Origin of the sequence: Anabaena catenula FACHB-362 (assembly GCF_014698735.1) — a bacterium.
Classification (GTDB): Bacteria; Cyanobacteriota; Cyanobacteriia; order Cyanobacteriales; family Nostocaceae; genus Anabaena; species Anabaena variabilis_A.
Genome location: NZ_JACJTQ010000033.1, coordinates 32059 through 51962 on the forward strand (window position 1 = coordinate 32059; position 19904 = coordinate 51962).

Below are 19904 nucleotides of genomic sequence, written 5' to 3' on the forward strand. Positions count from 1 at the left end.
TTTTCTTAAGAATTTATACCTTTTCTGAGAATGATCTGAATCATGGGTGAGTGATTAAATTTTGGTTAACAAAAAGATTCCATTTCCAATCTCTCCCAAGTCTTCCTATTGACAAAGTTTTATTTATATGAGAATACAGGTTTCAACCCAGTCAATTGGTGTAAAATACCTATTAACTTAGGGATACACTGTTATCTTACCTTTTCGCAAGCTACAAAAGGTGTAATTTGGGATTTGCTAAATTACACTTAATATTTTTTTTCAGCTTTAATCTGCCGTTAACTGCACATCCTGGCTTAATTGCGATTGGTGTAAACTAAGTAACTTGGAGACTTTTACCCAGCTTAACGAAAATCTCAACACTATTTGACACAACTCCGTTAAAAATAGTTTTCAGTCACAATATCGTTTGCATAGATTACCATGTCTCAGCCGACTATAGAATCCATCTTACAAGAAAAGCGCCTCTTCCATCCTCAGAGTGAATTTTCGCAAAAAGCTCATATCAAAAGCTTAGAAGACTATCAGCTTCTCTATGATCAAGCTAAAGCTGATCCTCAGAAATTCTGGGCAGAATTAGCAGAAACTGAGTTGCACTGGTTCCAAAAATGGGACAAGGTGCTAGACTGGCAACCGCCTTTTGCCAAGTGGTTTGTCAATGGGAAAATTAATATTTCTTACAACTGTCTTGACAGACATCTCACGACTTGGCGCAAAAATAAAGCAGCGTTGATTTGGGAAGGAGAACCGGGAGATTCCCGCACTCTTACTTATGCTCAACTACATCGGGAAGTTTGTCAATTTGCCAATGTGCTGAAACAGTTGGGGGCAAAAAAAGGCGATCGCATCGGTATTTATATGCCAATGATACCGGAAGCGGCTATTGCTATGTTAGCCTGTGCTAGAATTGGCGCACCACACAGCGTAGTTTTTGGGGGATTTAGTGCCGAAGCTTTGCGCGATCGCTTGAATGATGCTGAGGCTAAACTAGTCATCACAGCTGATGGTGGTTGGCGTAAAGATGCCATCGTTCCTCTCAAAGAACAAGTAGATAAAGCCTTAGATAATAACGTTGTTCCCAGCGTGACAAATGTGCTAGTCGTACAGCGCACAGGTCAAAACACACACATGGAACCAGGGCGCGACCACTGGTGGCACGATTTACAAAAAGGCATTTCCGCTGATTGTCCTGCTGAACCAATGGACAGCGAAGATATGCTGTTTGTCCTTTACACTTCTGGTAGTACTGGTAAACCGAAGGGCGTTGTGCATACAACTGGAGGATATAACTTATACACCCACATCACCACCAAATGGATATTTGATTTACAAGACACAGATGTATATTGGTGTACCGCTGATGTAGGTTGGATTACTGGACATAGCTATATTGTTTACGGGCCTCTTTCCAACGGTGCAACCACTGTCATGTATGAAGGTGCGCCGCGTGCGTCTAATCCTGGTTGCTTCTGGGATGTAATTGAAAAATACGGTGTTAATATTTTTTATACAGCACCTACAGCAATTCGGGCGTTTATTAAAATGGGTGAACATTTACCCAAGGCGCGGAATCTATCTTCTTTGCGTTTACTGGGGACTGTCGGTGAACCCATTAACCCCGAAGCTTGGATGTGGTATCATAAAATCATTGGTGGTGAACGCTGTCCGATTGTTGATACTTGGTGGCAAACCGAAACCGGTGGGATTATGATTACACCCCTACCTGGTGCAATTTCCACCAAACCCGGTTCTGCAACTCGTCCTTTCCCTGGAATTATTGCAGATATCGTCGATTTAGATGGTAATTCTGTCCCTGAAAACGAAGGTGGATATTTAGCAGTTCGTCATCCTTGGCCGGGAATGATGCGGAATGTTTACGGTGATCCAGAACGCTTCCGCCGTACTTATTGGGAACATATTCCGCCCAAAGATGGTAATTATACGTACTTTGCTGGTGATGGAGCCAGAAAAGATGAAGACGGTTATTTCTGGGTAATGGGGCGTGTGGACGACGTGCTGAATGTATCTGGACACCGCCTGGGAACAATGGAAGTAGAATCTGCATTGGTATCTCACCCTGCGGTTGCAGAAGCTGCGGTGGTGGGTAAACCCGATGAGTTAAAGGGTGAGGAAGTTGTGGCTTTTGTGACTTTAGAGGGAACTTATCAAGCCAGTGAAGAACTAAGTAAGGAACTGAAAAAGCACGTTGTTAGTGAAATTGGTGCGATCGCACGTCCTGGTGAAATCAGGTTTACTGATGCTTTACCTAAAACCCGTTCTGGTAAAATTATGCGGCGTTTATTAAGAAATTTGGCCGCTGGTCAGGAAGTGTCTGGTGATACTTCTACTTTGGAAGACCGCACTGTTTTAGATAAGTTACGGGAAGGAAATTAATTAATTTAGGACAGTTTCACGCAAAGACGCTAAAAAATACTTTGCGTCTTTGCGTTTTCTTTTCAATTTTGAATTTTAAATTGTTTATTCAAGTTTTATAAACATTCCAGCAAGATAAATTGACAAAAATTAATTATATAAAAAATAAGTATAATATTTGACGTATTTTTTATTATAAATCCTTCCTAAGTAGCAGCTAAAAATCCCCCAATATGGCATTGTAAAAAAAGGAAATTTATAGTTTGTTATTAAATTGATGCCGTAATTAAATTGCTTGCATTGGTGTGAAGAAAAACATAAAAATAAAGGGCAAAATATGCATATACCTGATGGATTTATTTCTGTACCAGTTGCAGGAGCAACTAGTTTAGCGAGTGCGGCAGCTTTGTTTATTGCTTTTGGGCGATCGGAAGAAGCTTTTGGAATTCGTCGCGCTCCCATACTGGGGTTAACCACCGCCTTTATCTTTGCCGCCCAAATGATCAATTTTCCCGTAGCTGGGGGAACCAGCGGACATTTATTAGGAGGAACCTTAGCCGCAATCATCTTGGGTAGTCCTTGGGCAGGAATGTTGTGCATAGCCACAGTTTTAATTATTCAAGCGGTACTATTTGCAGATGGTGGCATTACGGCTTTGGGTGCAAATATTTTGAATATGGGAGTAGTGGGAGTGTGGACAGGTTGGATATTAACCCAAACCTTACAAAGACTATTTGGGGGTTCCAAGGGGCGTTTACCCCTAGCTGCTGGTATTGCTGCCGGTGTTAGTGTCGTAGTCGCCGCTGTAGCTTGTGCAATTGAATTAGCCCTTTCTGGAACAGCACCAGTCAGCATAGTTTTACCCACCATGACTGGTGTACATATTTTGATAGGCATTGGTGAAGGTTTGATTACTGGCAGTGTGCTGACTTACCTAGCCACAGCCAGACCAGATTTATTACCAGGAGAGGAGCAGAAGTTTCGTGGGTGGTTAGTACCCATTATCAGCATTTTTCTCATTGCCGGTGTGCTATCTTTATTTGCCTCAGCCTGGCCTGATGGTTTAGAAAAAGTTGCAGAAAATATCGGCTTTATCAACTTAGCTGAGAATGTGCGAGTAATTGTCCCCACACCCTTAGCTGACTATGAAATTCAAGGTTTAGGACAAATCGGTACTAGTATCGCTGGGTTAGTGGGAGCAACAGCTTGCTTTGTAGTAGCTTTTGGAATTGCCAAAGTCATGAAACCAAAGAATGCTTAAAATTTCCTTACCTTTACGCTTGCAACTGTCCTTAGTAATTGTGATCGGAGCCGCTTTATTAAAGCATTATGCTTGGTCTAACTTAGTTGTGTATGGAGCGATCGCACTTTTGTGGGCGTGGCTATTGCGTGTCCCCATTCGCAAATTAGGCGGGTTACTAGGTACAGAATTAATTTTTCTGTCATTGGTAGCTTTACCCTTGGGATGGGAACGAGCTAGTTTTTTGCTCGTGCGTTCCCTAATTTGTTTAGTTACCATGAATAGTTTTTTGTTAACTTTACCGCCCCATAGTTTCGGTATCGCCCTCAAAGGCTTACCCGTGCCAGCCCCATTAAAGCAAAATTTACTTTTGGCTGGACAATACTTAGAAATTTTGCTGGCAGAAGTAGCGCGAATGCAACGTAGCGCCCAATTACGGGGTTTGAATGGTGCTGGGGGATGGCTACGCTATGCTAGTGCCTCTATGATTGGGGCTTTGTATCTCCGCACTTTAGAAAGAGCAGAACGAGTTTACAGCGCCATGATAGCCCGTGGTTATAACGGGCAATTACCCATAGATTCCACCCTCAGACCAAAAGAACGTTTTACACTAATAACAGTAGGAATAACTGCTACTTGTATAACCTTCAATTCCTACTTTTAGCTGTACTAGCTGTTAACCCCCAAAAGTCACAGGTCAAAACTCACAAGTCAGAATGCAAATGACCAATGACCAATGACCAATGACCAATGACCATTTATATTTGAGTGGTGAATTTTGACATCTTTAACATCTAATCCCCAAACTTCCATCTCTCACCGTCACAATGCTGTGATTGAGGTGAAAAACCTGGTGTATACCTATTCCCACCAGGAACCAGTATTAAAAGAAATTTCCTTTAGCTTGAATGCAGGCGATCGCGTTGCCTTAATGGGTGCAACCGGCTCAGGTAAAAGCACGCTCCTAGAAAACCTCATCGGCTTAAAACATCCTCAAAGTGGTGCAATTTTCATCAACGGCACTCTCGTAGAACCACGCACCTTACCCCAAATACGGAAGCAAATCGGTTTTACCTTCCAAGATGCCAACGACCAATTATTTATGCCCACCATCTTAGAAGATGTTACCTTCGGTCCACGCAACTACGGTGTCTCACCAGCAATAGCAATTGATAAAGCACTGCAATTATTAGCTGATTTTGGTCTAGAAGCCTATGCTCACCGTTCCGCCCATGAACTATCAGGAGGACAACGACGTTTAGCCGCTCTAGCCACCATATTAGCCTTAGAGCCATCAATTCTCATTCTAGACGAGCCAACCACCGGACTTGATCCAGCATGGAGAAGGCATTTAGCCCAAGTATTATTAAAATTGCCAGTGCAAGTAATATTAATTGCCTCCCATGACCTACATTGGTTAGGTAGAGTTACTCAACGTGCTTTAGTCCTCTCTGCTGGTCAAATTCAAATAGACAGCCATATTCAACCACTTTTGCAAGATGGCAAAACCTTAGATCAGTTAGGTTTGCCGGTAGACTGGTAATTCATAATAATTCGTAATTCGTAATTCGTAATTCGTAATTAACTCGAATTACGAATTTGTGGGCTTAATTGCACCACAATTGCTAAATTATTGGCTAGGATTAATGGGATTTTACTGCTGTTGGGAAATTAATGTTTATTTTACGTAAGTATACTATTATTGCTCCTGTTAGTCTAAGTATTGCTTTGTTGGTGACTGGTTGTAGTGAGAGTAAAGTTTCCCAGTGTCAACGATTGATTAAAGCTGTCAATCAAGGTACATCTTTGATTGATACGAATAAAGGGAAACAGGTGACAACTAGCTTGCAACTGTCCAAAGATTTACAAAATGTTACTAAATCTATTGGGGAATTACGGTTAACAGATCCCAAATTGAAAGAGTTTCAAAGCAGTTTCGTAAAGGTTTTTGATAACCTCAGTCAAGGAATTTCCACAGCAGCTAAGGCTCTAGGTGCAGCTAAGACAGCAGAAGCCTCATCTGCTGGTAGGGAAAAAATCCAAAAGGCCAGAAAAGATATTGACTCATCACTGACAGCAGCAGCAAAAACGGCTGGTAAACAATCTGATACATTCGGGAATCAGCTGAATGAGTATTGTAGTCAACCTCAATAAAGGAGGCAGGGATAGTTAATTTAACCAAATCATACTAAATTAATAAAACCTATTACGTATGAAAGCAGAATTAATTGAATTAACAGCCAGAGTGACCCAAGTATTACAAATCAATATACGTTGGATGACTTGGAATTTGTTTCTGGCTTTTATCCCGTTGGCTTTGAGTATTTGGCTGTTTCGCAGCAAACGCGGCCGCTCTTGGGTTTGGTGGCTGGGATTTCTAGCTTTCTATGCTTTTTTGCCGAATGCACCTTATTTGTTGACTGATGTAATTCACTTAATAGATGATATCCGCAGGATTCCATCAATTTGGATAATTACATTAGTACTCATACCTGTTTATCTGTTAGTAATTCTTGGTGGATTTGAAGCTTATGTAATCTCCCTCATAAATTTGGGTTACTATTTGCACCGCATTGGCAAAAGTAAATGGATTTTTGGTGTTGAGTTAATTACTCATGCTCTTTGTGCAGTTGGTATTTATTGGGGACGGTTCTTACGTTTCAACAGTTGGGATTTTATTACACAACCAGATGCCATACTGACTAAAGGTGTTGAGGAGCTTTTCGGTAAACAGCCCTTGGTAATTATTACTATCACTTTTGTGGTTCTTTGGGGTTTGTACTGGTTAATGAAACGAGTAACTTTGGGTTTTATGAATAAAGGTGTCAATTCACAACCAACTCATCCTCACGTCCCCAAGGCTGAATAATCACTAATTCATCATCGTGCCTAGAGTAGGCACGCCAACGTCATTCAAGTAAGGAGAAACTTTATTTTTACACAGCAAGCATAGAATTTCTAAACAGGATGTGTTTGAATGGGTAGAATTACGAATCATGACGATTCTATCTAAAGAAAGGAATATGACAATGTAATTTCTTATCAAAAGAAAGATGCAGCGATACCACGACAGAGGTTGAATAAATCTAGATTATTCAAATTTATTGACGTGGAGTAAATCATAATATGATACTATTGTCTATTGATGAACTCAAAAATTTAGTTGCAAATCCCGAACCCCCATGTGTATCTCTGTATATGCCTATGCACAAAGCCGGGCCAGAGATTCGACAAAATCCCATTCGCTTCAAAAATTTAGTTCGGGAAGCCGAGGAACGTTTAGATGCGATAGGGATACGCCACACAGAGGCGTTAAATCTTCTCCAACCAGCTATGGAACTGGATAGAGGTGATTTCTGGGAACACCAAGATCAGGGATTGGTAATTTTTCTTTCCCAAAAATTATTTCGTTACTATTGTTTGCCAATTGAATTTCCAGAATTAGTAGTTGTTGGCGAGCAATTTCACCTCAAACCATTACTGCATTTAATCAACAACGATGGTAGATTTTATCTTTTGGCTTTGAGTCAAAAAGATGTGAAATTTTTTGAAGGTACAGGTTATAGCCTCAATGAAGTCCAAGTAGAAAATCTGCCACATCTTCTAGCAGAAACTCTCCTGGAAGATGAGTTACAAAAAGGTGTACAGCACAGAATTGGTACACCAAGAGGAGCAACAGCTGCTGCTGAACATCCAGGTTCAGTTCATGGACAAGGTAGCCCAGATAGAGAGAAGCATGAAGAAGATATTCTCCAATTTTGTTACGCTATTGATGGCGCATTACATGAGAAATTAAGGGAAGAAAAAGCACCTTTAGTATTAGCAGGAGTGGAATATCTATTCCCTATTTACCAAGAAGCAAATACTTATCCTCATTTGTTAGAAGAAAGTATTACTGGTAATCCAGAAATTATCAATTTAGGACAATTACATAATGAAGCTTGGAAAATTGTTGCACCTTCATTTCAAGAAAATAAAAAAGCAGCAATAGAACTTTATCAACAATTTGCTGGTGAAGGTAATGGAAAGGCATCTAGTGATATCAAAGAAATTATTCCAGCGGCTTACTATCAAAGAGTTGATTCTTTGTTTGTATCGGTAGGTGAGCAGAAATGGGGTAAATTTGATTCAGAAACAACAACTGTGGATTTACACACGGAAGCAGAACCCGATGATGAGGATATGTTAGATTTTGCTGCTGTTCACACGCTGTTAAATGGTGGCAGAGTTTACACTCTTGAATCTGACGAAATGCCAAATGGGGCAACGGTGGCGGCAATTTTCAGATATTAATTGTTAATGGTGTGTTGTCGAAGGGGGGCAACGCACCTTACAATATACGGCAATAGCATACCGAAAAATATTTGCCTATTCTGGTTGGTTGTCGCTTGTCAAGTATGCAGCAAGCTCTTCTGAAATAACAAAGCGAGCAACATTATTATAAGTGATTTCATAAATCAGCCCATAATTTTCTAGGATTCGCAATTTGTTTCTCAAATAAGGATGATCCTCAAAATAGTATGCGTGAACCATATGATTAGGGTCTGAATTATAAACCCATTTATTGCTGAGAATGACAAACTCACGAATAAATTGATGATCATGCAGATCATTTTTCATATCCGCTAGAAGCTCTGGAATCAGTTTTTCAATAGATAGAAATATGCTATCTGATACTTTAGGTAACAGAAGTCTGGGTTTAGCAACACTCTCGCGCGAAACTCTAAGCTCTGAGAGTGTCTTTTCGATTTTTTCAAGTACCTGTACTATTTTTGCAGGGTTGTCGTTTCCGATAGTAATTGGTGGAAGTGAGCCAACAACCTCAATTGGAGTTTTATAGGTGTAACGATTTGCGGAAAGATCATAATACTCCACTTCAAGGCAAATATCTTTTCCAAATCTCTCTTTTGCTTGGAAAAAAGTTGCTACATCAAAAAAGAAAGGATTATCACGATCAATGAGAGGTAGATTAAGCGGAAAAGCTTGTTCATGATCTTTCATCATCTGAGGCAGCGGCGAGATCATAATCTTGACATCGACTGCTGGTGCATTAGTAAGAGCAAGGATACCAAGTTGAATAGCTTGTTCTTTTTCTGGCTTCAGTCGAAACAGATGCGTCAATCGTGGTTTTGAAAAGTGCCTTTTAGCCCAAAGAGCATCAACAATGAAGTGTTTAGCTTTAAGTGTATGGGCACCTGCCCGTATATAGTAATGTTTATCTGGAGCCATATGCGGTCCAAAATAACTCTCATGAATCGCGACTAGCAGGACTGCTGAATCAGTTTCAATTACACCTCTACCTGCTGAATCTTTTATGAGCTTGATGTCATACTTGGGAACTGGCTCTACTTGATTAACTATTTGATCAACCCAATCACGTAGATCCTGGTTGCCAATTTTCAAAGGAAATCCACCATCTGCATCTCCACCACTGTTAACACCAGCAACAAAGCACCCACCTCCAGAATTAGCAAAGCCTGAAACTGCACAGCTTAGTTTCTTTTTGAGTTCGTTATCTGAAGTACGGCTTGACTTGAATTCAAAATTATCATCCTCTGCGGTTGGAAGTTGTTCTAAGTCAAAAATTTCAAGGTTGATTTTAGACATGATGCTAGATGAACTGTCACAAAAATTTGAAATTGCACTCGATCAGGAAGCCATCGCATAGCGTCCCGTAGGAAATCACCTTTTTCAGTTTACACCCCGCCCAATTGCTTCCGTGCTGCTGCTAAAATCAAACGTTGTTCAGCACGAGCGATCGCTTGATATGTCCTTTCAACTGCTTCCGGTTCCACAGAAATCGAAGTAATACCCCATTCCACCAACTTATCAATAATTTCTGGATATAAGGCTGGTGCTTGACCGCAGATTGAACAAGGAATCCCCCCAGTTTTGGCTGTTTTAATCAATTGAGCGATCGCACCCATGACCGCCGGATGACGCTCATCAAAGACACTTGCTAGTTCTCCTTGCTCTCTATCTACCCCTAAAATTAATTGGGTGAGGTCATTTGTGCCAATAGAAATCCCTGCCACACCCGCTTTAATATATTCTGGCAGCAAAAACAGTACACTGGGTACTTCTGCCATCATCCATAATTGAAAATGGGAATTCTGAGTTAATCCTGCTTGCTCAACTTTACGATGGCAAAATACAAATTCTTCTACAGTCCGCACAAAAGGTAAAATGAGACGAATATTGCTGTAACCACGTTTCTGTACAGCAGCTAAAGCCGCTAATTCTAATTCAAAAACTGCGGGATTTCGTAAATAACTTAAAGTGCCATGTTCACCTAATATCGATTCAGCAGAAGATTGTTGATTATCACTCAATGATGGCAAATCCTGTGGTCGCCAATCTAAAGACCGATAAAAAATTGGTCTGGGTGCAAAAGCGCCAGCAAATTGCATAATCTGCTCAGACCATAGTTCTAATAATTCTGTGTGTCGTCCATCCAACAGCCAAGCATGAGGATTTTGTCCATCCAAAATGTTTAGCACCATTAGTTCTGAACGTAATAATCCCACCCCATCTACAGGTAAAACTTGCACTTTGGAAATCAGACTCGGCTGACTGAGGTTAACCAGTAATTGGGTAGCAATCATTGATTGAGAATGGGAGGGTGGTGGAGAAGATATGACTTTCCTATCTTCCTCAACTTTCCTATCGCCCCACCTGCCGATTTCCCCAACACCTCCATCTCCTCGACTCCGATAAACTTCTCCCCTGTCACCATCAAGCAGTAGTCTTTCGCCAGTTTGAATCAGGTTTGTAGCATTTATAGCACTGACTATGGCAGGAATACCCAATTCTCTGGACAAAATCGCCGCATGGCTGGTTAATCCACCTTGTTCTGTAATAATTCCCGCCACATCATGTAGTAAAGGCAACCAATCAGGAGTAATTGCTGATGCGATTAAAATCACTCCCTGAGGAATTTGTGCTGGTTTTGGTTGTGAACCAATCACATAGGCAGTAGCCATCACACGTCCTCTAGCCGCCCCTATTCCCTTAATGAAGTATGAACCGGGAATTGCCGATAAGGGGGCGCTTACTTGAGTGATATAGAGTTTTGTCGATGAAGTTTCTTGGGTAATTGTCCACTTCATAGTTAATTTTGTACCTAGTTCACGTACTAGTTGATTTCCTAAAACAATGACTTGTGGCAGTAATTCTTCTGGTAAAGCATAATGTTTTTGTTGCTCCTCACTCAGTAAGTAAGCCAGCAGACAATTGTTATCTATCATTAACACCCTTTTAGACTCGGATTCCCCAACAGCTACAGATGCAGGATCATGAACACGATAAGCGAGAATTTTATTTCCCAAATGTCGTTCTCGCACAACTTCTGTTTTATCTTGGATATAGTAAACATCTGGCAATACTTCACCGTTGGTAATCGCCACACCTAATCCCCAAGTAGCTTCAATATCCGCGCCTAATGTGTTGGCATTGAATAAACCAGAAGCGATCGCATTTTCTACTGGTTGCACCAATACCGCTAAATTAATTTGTTGTAAGTTAATGCCTACATTTTGCCAGTAGAGTAGACTTCTGGCACGAAACAACTGGCTCCAAGCCTGCTTTAATGCTTGAGCGATCGCTTCTTGATCACAAGGACAAAACACCGACTCCAGTAAGCCAGATATATTCCCTATCACCTGCGAAGCTGCTGATACTGCTAGGGTGGGACGCAAAATTAAACATTTCTTTTCCCATGTTTGAGCCGCTTGAAAAATCGTATTCACCCAATGCTGCGGCACAGTAGCAGAAATAATTTCCTGACGCAAGCGGCCAGCCACCTGCTGTAATTGTTGCCAATTAGCTACATCCAAATGTAAAGAAGAATAAGGTAAATCAGCAACTAATGACTCTGAGCTATTGAGGGTTTCTAGAAATTGCCGCCAAACATCCCCCGAAACTACAAAACCAGGCACTACCGGGTAGCCCTTCTGCATAAATTTACTCAAATAAAACGCTTTATCGCCAACTTTGGCGCGGTCTTGTAGTTTAATTTGGTCAAGCCAGTAGAGTTTATCCACTCAATTAGTTAGGTGTCCGTTGTCATATAAGTTTTTGATCAAGAGGCACTTACAGCCATTTTCAGGTAATGAACTACATTTAAAAATGTCACGCACTAGCGAAGCGTATCCCTGACGGGAGCCGTAGGCTCTAGCACGAAGTGCGTTAGGCGCAAAGGAAAAGTGTGTAAAACTACATGAAAACTGCTGTAAGTCGCGTGGGTGGACAGGATTTGTTTGTGTACCCCAGGCTTTAGCCTAAGTTGAATAAAGTGCCAAAATGCAACTTCAGCATTTATGTTTAATGATGGCAAGATAGGCTTTCGTCTCATTACCAGATTTCCGAGGATGTCTGAAAAGTGCCAACATATACTGATAGAACCCTCTGGTAAACCTCTCATCTTAGGAGCAACCGCACTGGCGGCGCTGTCACCCGCCATAAATCAAAGAAGCAAAATTTTCTTGAGTACTTTACTCCCAACTTTACACCCCACCCTTGGGACTCAGTACGGGCTAAACGCCGAGCTACCGTTAACGGTACTGTTTCTTGAAAGCGGGAAGAGGGATGAGGTTACACATGACTCATGGTTTAACAAAATACGGCTCAGACATCCTCTTAGGTCAATCTTATTGATTAGTGACTTTTTGAAACTATATTACCAACTAACATAGAATATAAGATTATTTATAGCAATCATAAATTAATTGACCAATAATTCCTTGATGGTACAGAGCAAGCGGATTTATCCGTGGAATCAATCCAAAATCCAAAATCTAAAATCCTGGTAGAGGATGACAAACTCTTACTACATTGCCAGCAATGATTGGCTGAACATCTGTTTTCGGCTATGTCTTGCATTGATCATTGGCGGAATGATTGGCTTAGAACGCCAACTCAGGAACAAACCCGCTGGTTTAAGAACCCATATGTTGGTCAGTTTGGGTTCATCTGTGTTTACTATCATTGCGATCCAAGTCGGTGGAGAAAAAATTAGTGCTGATGCTCTCAGCCGAGTAATTCAAGGTATTGCCTCTGGTGTAGGATTTCTGGGTGGAGGAGAAATTTTACGCGAGTCTTCTCAACAATCAAACTCATTTGCAATTCACGGACTTACTTCGGCCGCAGCAATTTGGGTTTCAGCTGCTTTAGGAATTGCTTCTGGGTGTGGTTTATGGCAGCTAGGATTAATTGCTGCTGTGTTAACTGTTGTTGTTCTCAATATTTTTAAAAAAGTAGAAAAATTCCATTAGTTATTGGTCAATTTTTATTGGTAATCATGCAAATGAATACTAACTAATTAAACAATGCCAATGCTTTAGCAAAAATTTCTTCTTCCGCTCTTGTTTGGAGAATAGATTTTACCAAATCTATAAATTCATCATCACAGATATCATCATTTTCTACTGTTTTACTAGCTGCATAAAAACTAACATTATCAATTTTTAATTCATTGGTAACACCTGTTTAGAATTTAGTATTTTTACTATACCAAGAAAGGGATTTACCACGTAACGTAAACTGAAACCATACAATTTTATTATTACTTAATTCAAAAAAAATATCAAAATAAGGTTCTCCACCTTGTAACTAAATTCTAACTGTATCTGCTGTTGGAGAGGGATTGAGTAGCTTTGGCTCAATTGTCCTCAATGATGCACCTAGTAATTTAATTTCATTCTTATCTAATACATAATTTCTGTGATTCATTTTTAATCCCATTTCACGAAATACTTGATATAGGAATAATATTTGATTTTTGAAATATACGTAGGGTGGGCATTGCCGACCGCAGCAATGGTGAGACTGAAAATTTTATGGCTACGCCACGCAAGCTATCAGATATCATTTATGATTCCTATATAGCAGTTGAGTATAAACCCCGGTACTTCATCAACACTTTGAGCGATAAACACTGTCCTAACCGTTTTGGCAGGTGCTATATAAATGATTTGTCTCTAAGGTTAGAGGTTAGGTTTCCGAGATTGTGATATTAATAAAAAAACTTTCTCAACAACTTCTGACAGTAAAACGCTATCAACTATTAAAATTTTATCCAAAGTTTGTGTAATCAGCTTTTTAAATTTTTAGGACTGCGACTACGTGAGCGTGTTAAAGCCTCGGCTTTAATTGCTAATTTTTAATTCTGCAAAGTGGTACTAGTTACCAGATAGTTTATTCAAGAGTAGCAGATGTTGATATTTCTCCTGCTTTCACAAAGAGAATTTGCGAAGACTTTAACCAATCTTGTTCAAAAGAACCTAAATGAGTAGTAGTAATCAAAGTCTGGAAACGGTCTTGAATAGCCTCAAGCAATTGATTTTGACGGGATGGATCTAATTCTGCTAAAACATCATCTAGCAAAAGTAAGGGTGGCTCGTTAACGACTTCTTCGATTAATTGTAATTCCGCTAATTTTAAAGCCAAAACTAATGTTCGTTGCTGTCCTTGGGAACCATATTGACGAGCCGGAGTTTGGTTAATAATCAATTCCACTTCGTCACGGTGGGGGCCGACAAGGGTAATACCTCTATGTAATTCTGCCAGAGTTCGCTGTTGAATTTTGGCTAAAAAAGCTTGTTGTACAGCTTCGGGATGATTTTTTTCCAGGGGGACATTCGCTGCATAATTGATTTTGAGAACTTCTGTACTACCACTTATCCTAGCGTGCCAAGCAGCGGCAATAGGTGCTAGTTTTTGAATAGCTCTATCACGCCTGATAATTACTCTGGTTCCAGCAGTGACTAACTGTGCATCCCAAATAGCAAGTTCTGCATTTTGACTTTTGACTCCTGACTCGTGACTTTTTTTCAAACAAGCATTGCGTTGACGTAGCACTTGGTGATATTGCTGCAAAATGTGAGCATAAACAGGTTCGAGTTGAATTAATAGTGTATCTAACCAGTTACGACGACCTTCAGGACTTCCGCGCACTAGTTCTAAATCCAAACTGGAAAATTCAACTGCATTGATAACGCCAAGAAAATCCATTTGACGACGAACCGTTTCACCATTAATAGCTACAGTACGACGAGCATTGCGGCGTAGTGTCAGGGTTAAGTCACTAATACCAGCTGCTCTTTCTAGAGTGGCATTAATTTGGGCGATCGCTTCTCCTTCTTTAACTAAATCACGATCGCGTGCCATACGGTGCGATCGCAATGTTGCTAATAACTCCACGGCCTCCAACAAATTCGATTTTCCCTGAGCATTATTACCTACCAAAATTGTTTTGGCAGCGGTAAACTCAATTTTTTGGTCTTGGTAATTGCGAAACTGTCGGACGTGTAGGGTTTTTAGGTACATATTCAAGAATTAAAAATTAAAAATTAAAAAACTTGCTGAGATTTTTAATTTTTAATTTTCCCATCAAAGATTTTAATTTACTGATGATAGTGAGAGGATATTTTTTGGTAAACAATTTCCTAGCATCACATCACCAGCATTGCCATCATCAACAATTAAAAATTCCAGCTTGGTGAAGTTGTAATTTTTAATTTTTAGACAGTTTTTTGACCCCTCAAGCGGAAGAATATTTTTTCACCTTCAATCCAGACAACCATCAAAGCACTGAAACTAATACAAATACCTAATTCTGAGAGACTCAGTTCATGAGTGCCAAAGAAATCTCGTAGAGGTGGCACATATACTAGCATTAACTGCAAAATAGTTGTCACGACTACAGCACCTAAAACAAAAGGATTAGACCAAGGATTCATTTCAATGATGAGTTGATTGTTGGAACGAATAGCGATCGCATGACCCATTTGCGCCAGACACAGAGTCGTAAATACCATTGTTTTCCAAGCATCAGGATTACCCTGATATCCTTGGGCATGGGTATGATCATAAGCCCACCACATCAAGGCAATGCTAATAATGGCAAAGATGATACCAATGCGAATCATGTAAGAACCCAAACCCCTAGCAAAAATACTTTCACGAGGGCTAAAAGGGGGACGCTCCATGACATCTGGTTCTGGGGGTTCTACAGCCAAAGCTAGGGCTGGTAAACCGTCTGTCACCAAATTCATCCAGAGAATTTGTAGAGGAGTCAGCGGCACACCTCCCAAACCAATTAAAGGCGCAGCAGCAATAGTGAGAACTTCGCCAATGTTACTACCCAAAATGTATTTGATAAAACGGCGAATGTTGGTATAGACTACTCTACCCTCTTTAGTAGCAGCAACTATGGTGGCAAAGTTATCATCTAGTAGCACCATGTCGCTGGCTTCTTTGCTCACATCTGTACCTGTGATGCCCATAGCGATGCCTATATCGGCTTGTTTGAGGGCAGGGGCATCGTTGACACCATCACCCGTCATAGCCACAAATCGACCACGACGTTGCAATGCTTGCACAATTCGCAGTTTGTGTTCTGGAGAAACTCTGGCGTAAATACTAACTAAATCAACTTGTTCCTCCAGTTCTGGATCAGTCATGCGTTGCAATTCTTGACCAGTGAGGACTCTATCATCATCTTGAGCAATTCCCAAATCAACAGCGATCGCTTTGGCTGTTAATTGATGGTCGCCGGTAATCATAACTGGGCGAATACCAGCTTGGCGACATTCTGCTACTGCGGCTCTCACCTCTGGGCGTGGTGCATCGAGCATTCCCACCAATCCCAACCAGACCAAATCTTGCTCTGATGTTTCTTCTGAACCTTCTGGAAGTACTTCCACCAGTGGTTTATAGGCAAAACCTAACACCCGCAAACCTTGACTTGCCATTTGGTCATTGGCTGCCAGAATTTGAGTGCGTTGTGCGTCATTAATAGAAGAGGCGTGATTACCTAAATGAATCTGAGTACAACGAGCTAAGGTTAATTCTGGAGAACCTTTGGTAAACATTAAGTATTGTTCAGATTCTAAAAAGCCGGCGATAACCGGATCAACTGCACTCAAAGACGCTTCAGCTGTAGCGACTTCTTGCACTTGACAAATTACACTCATGCGTTTGCGTTCCGAAGAAAAGGGAAACTCAGACACACGGGGTAATTTACTATTCCATTGGTCTTTTTCAATTCCCGCTTTACCTGCGAGGGTGACTAATGCACCCTCTGTGGGGTCGCCTAAAATTGCCCATTCCCCGGCTTCTTTTTGCAGTACAGAATCATTACAAACGGCACAAGCAACTAGCAAAGCGGGTATTTCTGGATACTCATCTACAGCCACTGTTTGTCCATTTAACTGAAAATCTCCATTGGGAGCATAACCTTCTCCCGTAACACGGAAATTTTGCTGATTCATGTACACTGACTGCACTACCATTTTGTTTTGAGTCAGAGTACCGGTTTTATCAGAACAAATGGTGGTGACAGACCCAAGTGTTTCCACCGCTGGTAATTTACGAATTAAAGCATTATGGCGTACCATGCGCTGGGTTCCCAGTGCTAAGGTGACGGTAATTACCGCTGGTAAACCTTCTGGGACTACAGCCACCGCCATACTTAAAGAAACTTCTAAAAGTTCTTGTAAGTTACTGAAACCTCTGGCCTGAATAACACCACCGACGACTACAATCAAAACCAGAATCAAAGAACCTGTTACCAGAACATTACCCAGTTGGGTCATTCGCTGCTGTAATGGAGTAGGTTCACTGTCCACCGACTGCAACATAGTGGCAATTTTGCCCAGTTCAGTTTGCATCCCGGTCTCAGTGACGAGAACCTTGGCGCGTCCTTGAACAACTTCCGTTCCTTGATAGACTACATTCAGGCGATCGCCTAAAGATGTTTCTTCTGGTAATGTGAGAGTTGCCTGCTTATTCACAGCTTCGGCTTCACCCGTTAGTGCCGACTCCCGCACTTGTAAATTAGACTGTTCTATTAAGCGTCCATCAGCAGCTATTTGCATACCAGCTTCCAGCAGCATCACATCCCCAGGTACTAATTCCTTCGCTGCAATTTCTACTAGTTTGCGATCGCGGATGACTCTCACTAAAGGAGAGGTCATTTTTTTCAAAGCCGCTAAGGCTTGTTCAGCACGGCTTTCCTGCACATAGCCCAAAATACCATTGAGGATAACAATCGCCATAATCGCAATTGTGTCTTTGAATGGCACTTCACCAGGTTTTAATGTGCCTCCTCGTAACGCCCAAAAATCTAAAAAACCAGAAATGAGGGCTACACCAATCAACATCAACAACATGATGTTCTTGAACTGATCTAGAAGAATCTCCCAAGCGCTTCGACCGCCATGTTCTTCTAGTTCGTTAGGTCCGTATTTTTGCAACCTTTGTTGAATCTCTTGAGGTGTTAACCCACTGTCTACGTTACTATCGAGCAGGTCTAGCGCTTTATCAACTTCTAAACTATGCCAAGCAGCGGCACCTTCAGGTAAAGAATGAGCAGACATCGTGTAAGTCACAGGAAATGGTTACAAAATTCGATCATAATTTAGTGATGGCAGGAATTCCATCAACTAAAGTTACATTGGGGATGCGGGGACGCGGAAGAGGACGCTCTTAAGCTCTTACGCAGAGAATAATCTGTTGCCTGTTGCCTTTTACTAATGACTAATGACTAATGACTAATGACTAAATGACTAATAATATGAGTTTTGCACTCCCTAGTTTGACTGTTAGCCAGATGTTTGGCCAAAAAACAATCCGACCGCTTACTGCTGCTACTTTATATGGCATTGCTTTCATCAAAGATAGACTTATTGCTATCGACACTATCAAAGGACATCTGTTGGAGATTGACCCCATCTCTGATAACAGTACAATCCTCAATCCTCACCAAGTTAAGGAGTTTACTGAAGTTACGGGTTTAGCCGTGTGGGAAGATACTCTGTGGGTAAGCCGTGATAATAGCGTTTATCTGTGTAAACTTTCCTCTTTAGGTTTGGAGCATTTTGTTACTTTACCTTATATTGCTGATGGCGTTGCTGTTTGGGAATCAACTGTTTATGTGAGTTGTCAAAGACTTGGCTATATTCTAGTTTTTGACCGCGAGACACGCAAAGAAATTACTAGGTTTCATGCACCTGGTGTGGGCATAGAAAATTTGGCCGTAACTCAGGAAACTCTGTGGGTTTGCGATCGCACAGAGCAAAGCGTTTATTCTATGGATAGGGCAACTGGGGAAATTCGATTCAGTGTACTTACACCTTTTGCATCCCCTACAGGTATAGCAGTACATAGAAATCAGGACACAACGCAGGAAAATCTCTACATCGCTTATGCCACTGAGGAGCCTTATATTCGAGATAACCCCAATGCTGACCCCAGTCATGAGTTAACCTACCGGGATATGACTTTTATTCATCCCCTCTATTATCATTATCAGCCAGATAAACGTTACGCCCTCTCTAATGGTTATCTTATAGAAATGTCCTATGTTGAGGAAATTTCTCCCCTAGACGAGGTTTATTTACCCAATGTAGAATGGCGTATCGCCCTACCTTCAGAAACTGAACGCCAAAAGCTCAAACAAGTTGAACCGATTGGTTTACCCTTCACAGAAGAAATCGTTGAGGGGCAACGGGTAGCAGTATTTAAGTTTGATTCCCTCACTCCCGGTGAACGACATATATTTGGCTGGAAAGCACTTTTAGAAGTCCGAGGAATTAAGTATCGCATCACACCTAAAGATGTTGAAGGACTTCCAGAACCTACACCAGAATTCCAAGAACGCTACTTGGTCGATGATGATGATTTAGCAATGGATACGGCTATTGTTCGTCGTGCTGCCCGTGAAGCAGTGGGTTCAGAAACTAATATGTTACGGAAAATGTACAGCATCCGTAACTACGTCTATGACCAGTTATCATATGGGATTAAGCCATACATTGACACCCCTGATGTAGTTTTAGAACGCGGTATTGGTTCTTGTGGCGAATACGTAGGTGTGTTACTGGCTTTGTGCCGTTTGAATGGAATTCTTTGTCGGACTGTAGGTAGATATAAATGCCCTCCCTATGGAGAACAGCAAGGAGTTCCTCTACAACCTGACTTTAATCATGTTTGGCTAGAGTTCTATATCCCTAATTTTGGCTGGGTGCCAATGGAATCGAATCCTGATGATGTGGGTGATGCAGGTCCTTATCCCACACGTTTTTTTATGGGCTTGTGCTGGTATCATATTGAAATTGGCAAAGGTATAACCTTTGAAACCCTGATCAGTAATGGCAGTCGGTTAACCAAGGAAGATATTTCTATTGGCGAATTGGCTATAAATCATATTCGGTTTACAATTCTTAAAGAATTATCGCCTTTTTAACTTAGGAATCGAGAATTGGGAACTTGTATTTTGCAATGAGGGATT

The 19904-nt window shown here is 41.1% G+C and carries 13 protein-coding genes; 9 read left to right on the top strand and 4 right to left on the bottom strand.

What is annotated here, in order from left to right; translation table 11 throughout:
- The first annotated feature begins 423 nt into the window (after window positions 1-423).
- The 7 genes from acs to H6G68_RS19160 all read left to right on the top strand — a co-directional run bounded on the left by acs (window position 424) and on the right by H6G68_RS19160 (window position 7906).
- Entirely contained in the window at window positions 424-2394 is a 1971-nt protein-coding gene (gene acs / locus H6G68_RS19130) for an acetate--CoA ligase (protein ID WP_190908058.1), read from the top strand.
- A 316-nt stretch (window positions 2395-2710) separates the two neighbouring features.
- A complete protein-coding gene (locus H6G68_RS19135) occupies window positions 2711-3634 on the top strand; it encodes an energy-coupling factor ABC transporter permease (RefSeq protein ID WP_190908059.1) in 924 nt (307 codons plus the stop codon).
- Entirely contained in the window at window positions 3627-4277 is a 651-nt protein-coding gene (locus H6G68_RS19140) for an energy-coupling factor transporter transmembrane component T family protein (RefSeq protein WP_190908060.1), read from the top strand. The genes H6G68_RS19135 and H6G68_RS19140 overlap by 8 nt, the downstream gene beginning before the upstream one ends.
- Before the next feature lie 114 nt (window positions 4278-4391).
- Window positions 4392-5156 (top strand): energy-coupling factor ABC transporter ATP-binding protein, encoded by a 765-nt coding sequence (locus H6G68_RS19145; protein WP_190908061.1) that lies wholly within the window; start codon window positions 4392-4394, stop codon window positions 5154-5156.
- 131 nt (window positions 5157-5287) lie between these two features.
- Complete coding sequence (locus tag H6G68_RS19150) at window positions 5288-5767, top strand: hypothetical protein (protein ID WP_190908062.1); 480 nt, start codon at window positions 5288-5290, stop codon at window positions 5765-5767.
- 58 nt (window positions 5768-5825) lie between these two features.
- Window positions 5826-6482 carry a DUF1361 domain-containing protein gene (locus H6G68_RS19155; protein ID WP_190908063.1) on the top strand — a complete coding sequence of 219 codons (657 nt, stop codon included), beginning with the start codon at window positions 5826-5828 and terminating at the stop codon, window positions 6480-6482.
- Window positions 6483-6739: 257 nt separating this feature from the next.
- The gene (locus H6G68_RS19160) at window positions 6740-7906 is read left to right on the top strand and encodes a baeRF7 domain-containing protein (protein WP_190908064.1); all 1167 of its coding nucleotides are present in this window, start codon (window positions 6740-6742) and stop codon (window positions 7904-7906) included.
- A gap of 75 nt (window positions 7907-7981) precedes the next feature.
- Here the strand turns inward: H6G68_RS19160 and H6G68_RS19165 are convergent, their stop codons facing one another.
- Entirely contained in the window at window positions 7982-9220 is a 1239-nt protein-coding gene (locus H6G68_RS19165) for an AlbA family DNA-binding domain-containing protein (protein ID WP_190908065.1), read from the bottom strand.
- 89 nt (window positions 9221-9309) lie between these two features.
- Window positions 9310-11655: a putative PEP-binding protein gene (locus H6G68_RS19170; protein ID WP_190908066.1), complete on the bottom strand. Its 2346-nt coding sequence runs from the start codon at window positions 11653-11655 to the stop codon at window positions 9310-9312.
- 771 nt (window positions 11656-12426) lie between these two features.
- On the opposite strand from H6G68_RS19170, the gene H6G68_RS19175 reads away from it, so the two are divergent.
- Entirely contained in the window at window positions 12427-12885 is a 459-nt protein-coding gene (locus H6G68_RS19175; protein WP_190908067.1) for an MgtC/SapB family protein, read from the top strand.
- Window positions 12886-13807: 922 nt separating this feature from the next.
- On the opposite strand, the gene recF is transcribed toward H6G68_RS19175, so the two are convergent.
- Complete coding sequence (recF, locus tag H6G68_RS19180; protein ID WP_190908068.1) at window positions 13808-14938, bottom strand: DNA replication/repair protein RecF; 1131 nt, start codon at window positions 14936-14938, stop codon at window positions 13808-13810.
- A gap of 194 nt (window positions 14939-15132) precedes the next feature.
- The gene (locus H6G68_RS19185) at window positions 15133-17991 is read right to left on the bottom strand and encodes a cation-translocating P-type ATPase (RefSeq protein ID WP_190908085.1); all 2859 of its coding nucleotides are present in this window, start codon (window positions 17989-17991) and stop codon (window positions 15133-15135) included.
- 197 nt (window positions 17992-18188) lie between these two features.
- Here H6G68_RS19185 and H6G68_RS19190 point away from each other — a divergent pair, with 197 nt between their 5' ends.
- Window positions 18189-19859: a transglutaminase domain-containing protein gene (locus H6G68_RS19190; protein ID WP_190908069.1), complete on the top strand. Its 1671-nt coding sequence runs from the start codon at window positions 18189-18191 to the stop codon at window positions 19857-19859.
- Window positions 19860-19904 lie beyond the last annotated feature (45 nt).

Coding starts and splice junctions, on each gene's coding strand:
- acs (WP_190908058.1), top strand. CDS start 424: ATGTCTCAGCCGACTATAGAATCCATCTTACAAGAAAAGCGCCTCTTC.
- H6G68_RS19135 (WP_190908059.1), top strand. CDS start 2,711: ATGCATATACCTGATGGATTTATTTCTGTACCAGTTGCAGGAGCAACT.
- H6G68_RS19140 (WP_190908060.1), top strand. CDS start 3,627: ATGCTTAAAATTTCCTTACCTTTACGCTTGCAACTGTCCTTAGTAATT.
- H6G68_RS19150 (WP_190908062.1), top strand. CDS start 5,288: ATGTTTATTTTACGTAAGTATACTATTATTGCTCCTGTTAGTCTAAGT.
- H6G68_RS19155 (WP_190908063.1), top strand. CDS start 5,826: ATGAAAGCAGAATTAATTGAATTAACAGCCAGAGTGACCCAAGTATTA.
- H6G68_RS19160 (WP_190908064.1), top strand. CDS start 6,740: ATGATACTATTGTCTATTGATGAACTCAAAAATTTAGTTGCAAATCCC.
- H6G68_RS19165 (WP_190908065.1), bottom strand. CDS start 9,220: ATGTCTAAAATCAACCTTGAAATTTTTGACTTAGAACAACTTCCAACC.
- H6G68_RS19175 (WP_190908067.1), top strand. CDS start 12,427: ATGACAAACTCTTACTACATTGCCAGCAATGATTGGCTGAACATCTGT.
- recF (WP_190908068.1), bottom strand. CDS start 14,938: ATGTACCTAAAAACCCTACACGTCCGACAGTTTCGCAATTACCAAGAC.
- H6G68_RS19185 (WP_190908085.1), bottom strand. CDS start 17,991: ATGTCTGCTCATTCTTTACCTGAAGGTGCCGCTGCTTGGCATAGTTTA.
- H6G68_RS19190 (WP_190908069.1), top strand. CDS start 18,189: ATGAGTTTTGCACTCCCTAGTTTGACTGTTAGCCAGATGTTTGGCCAA.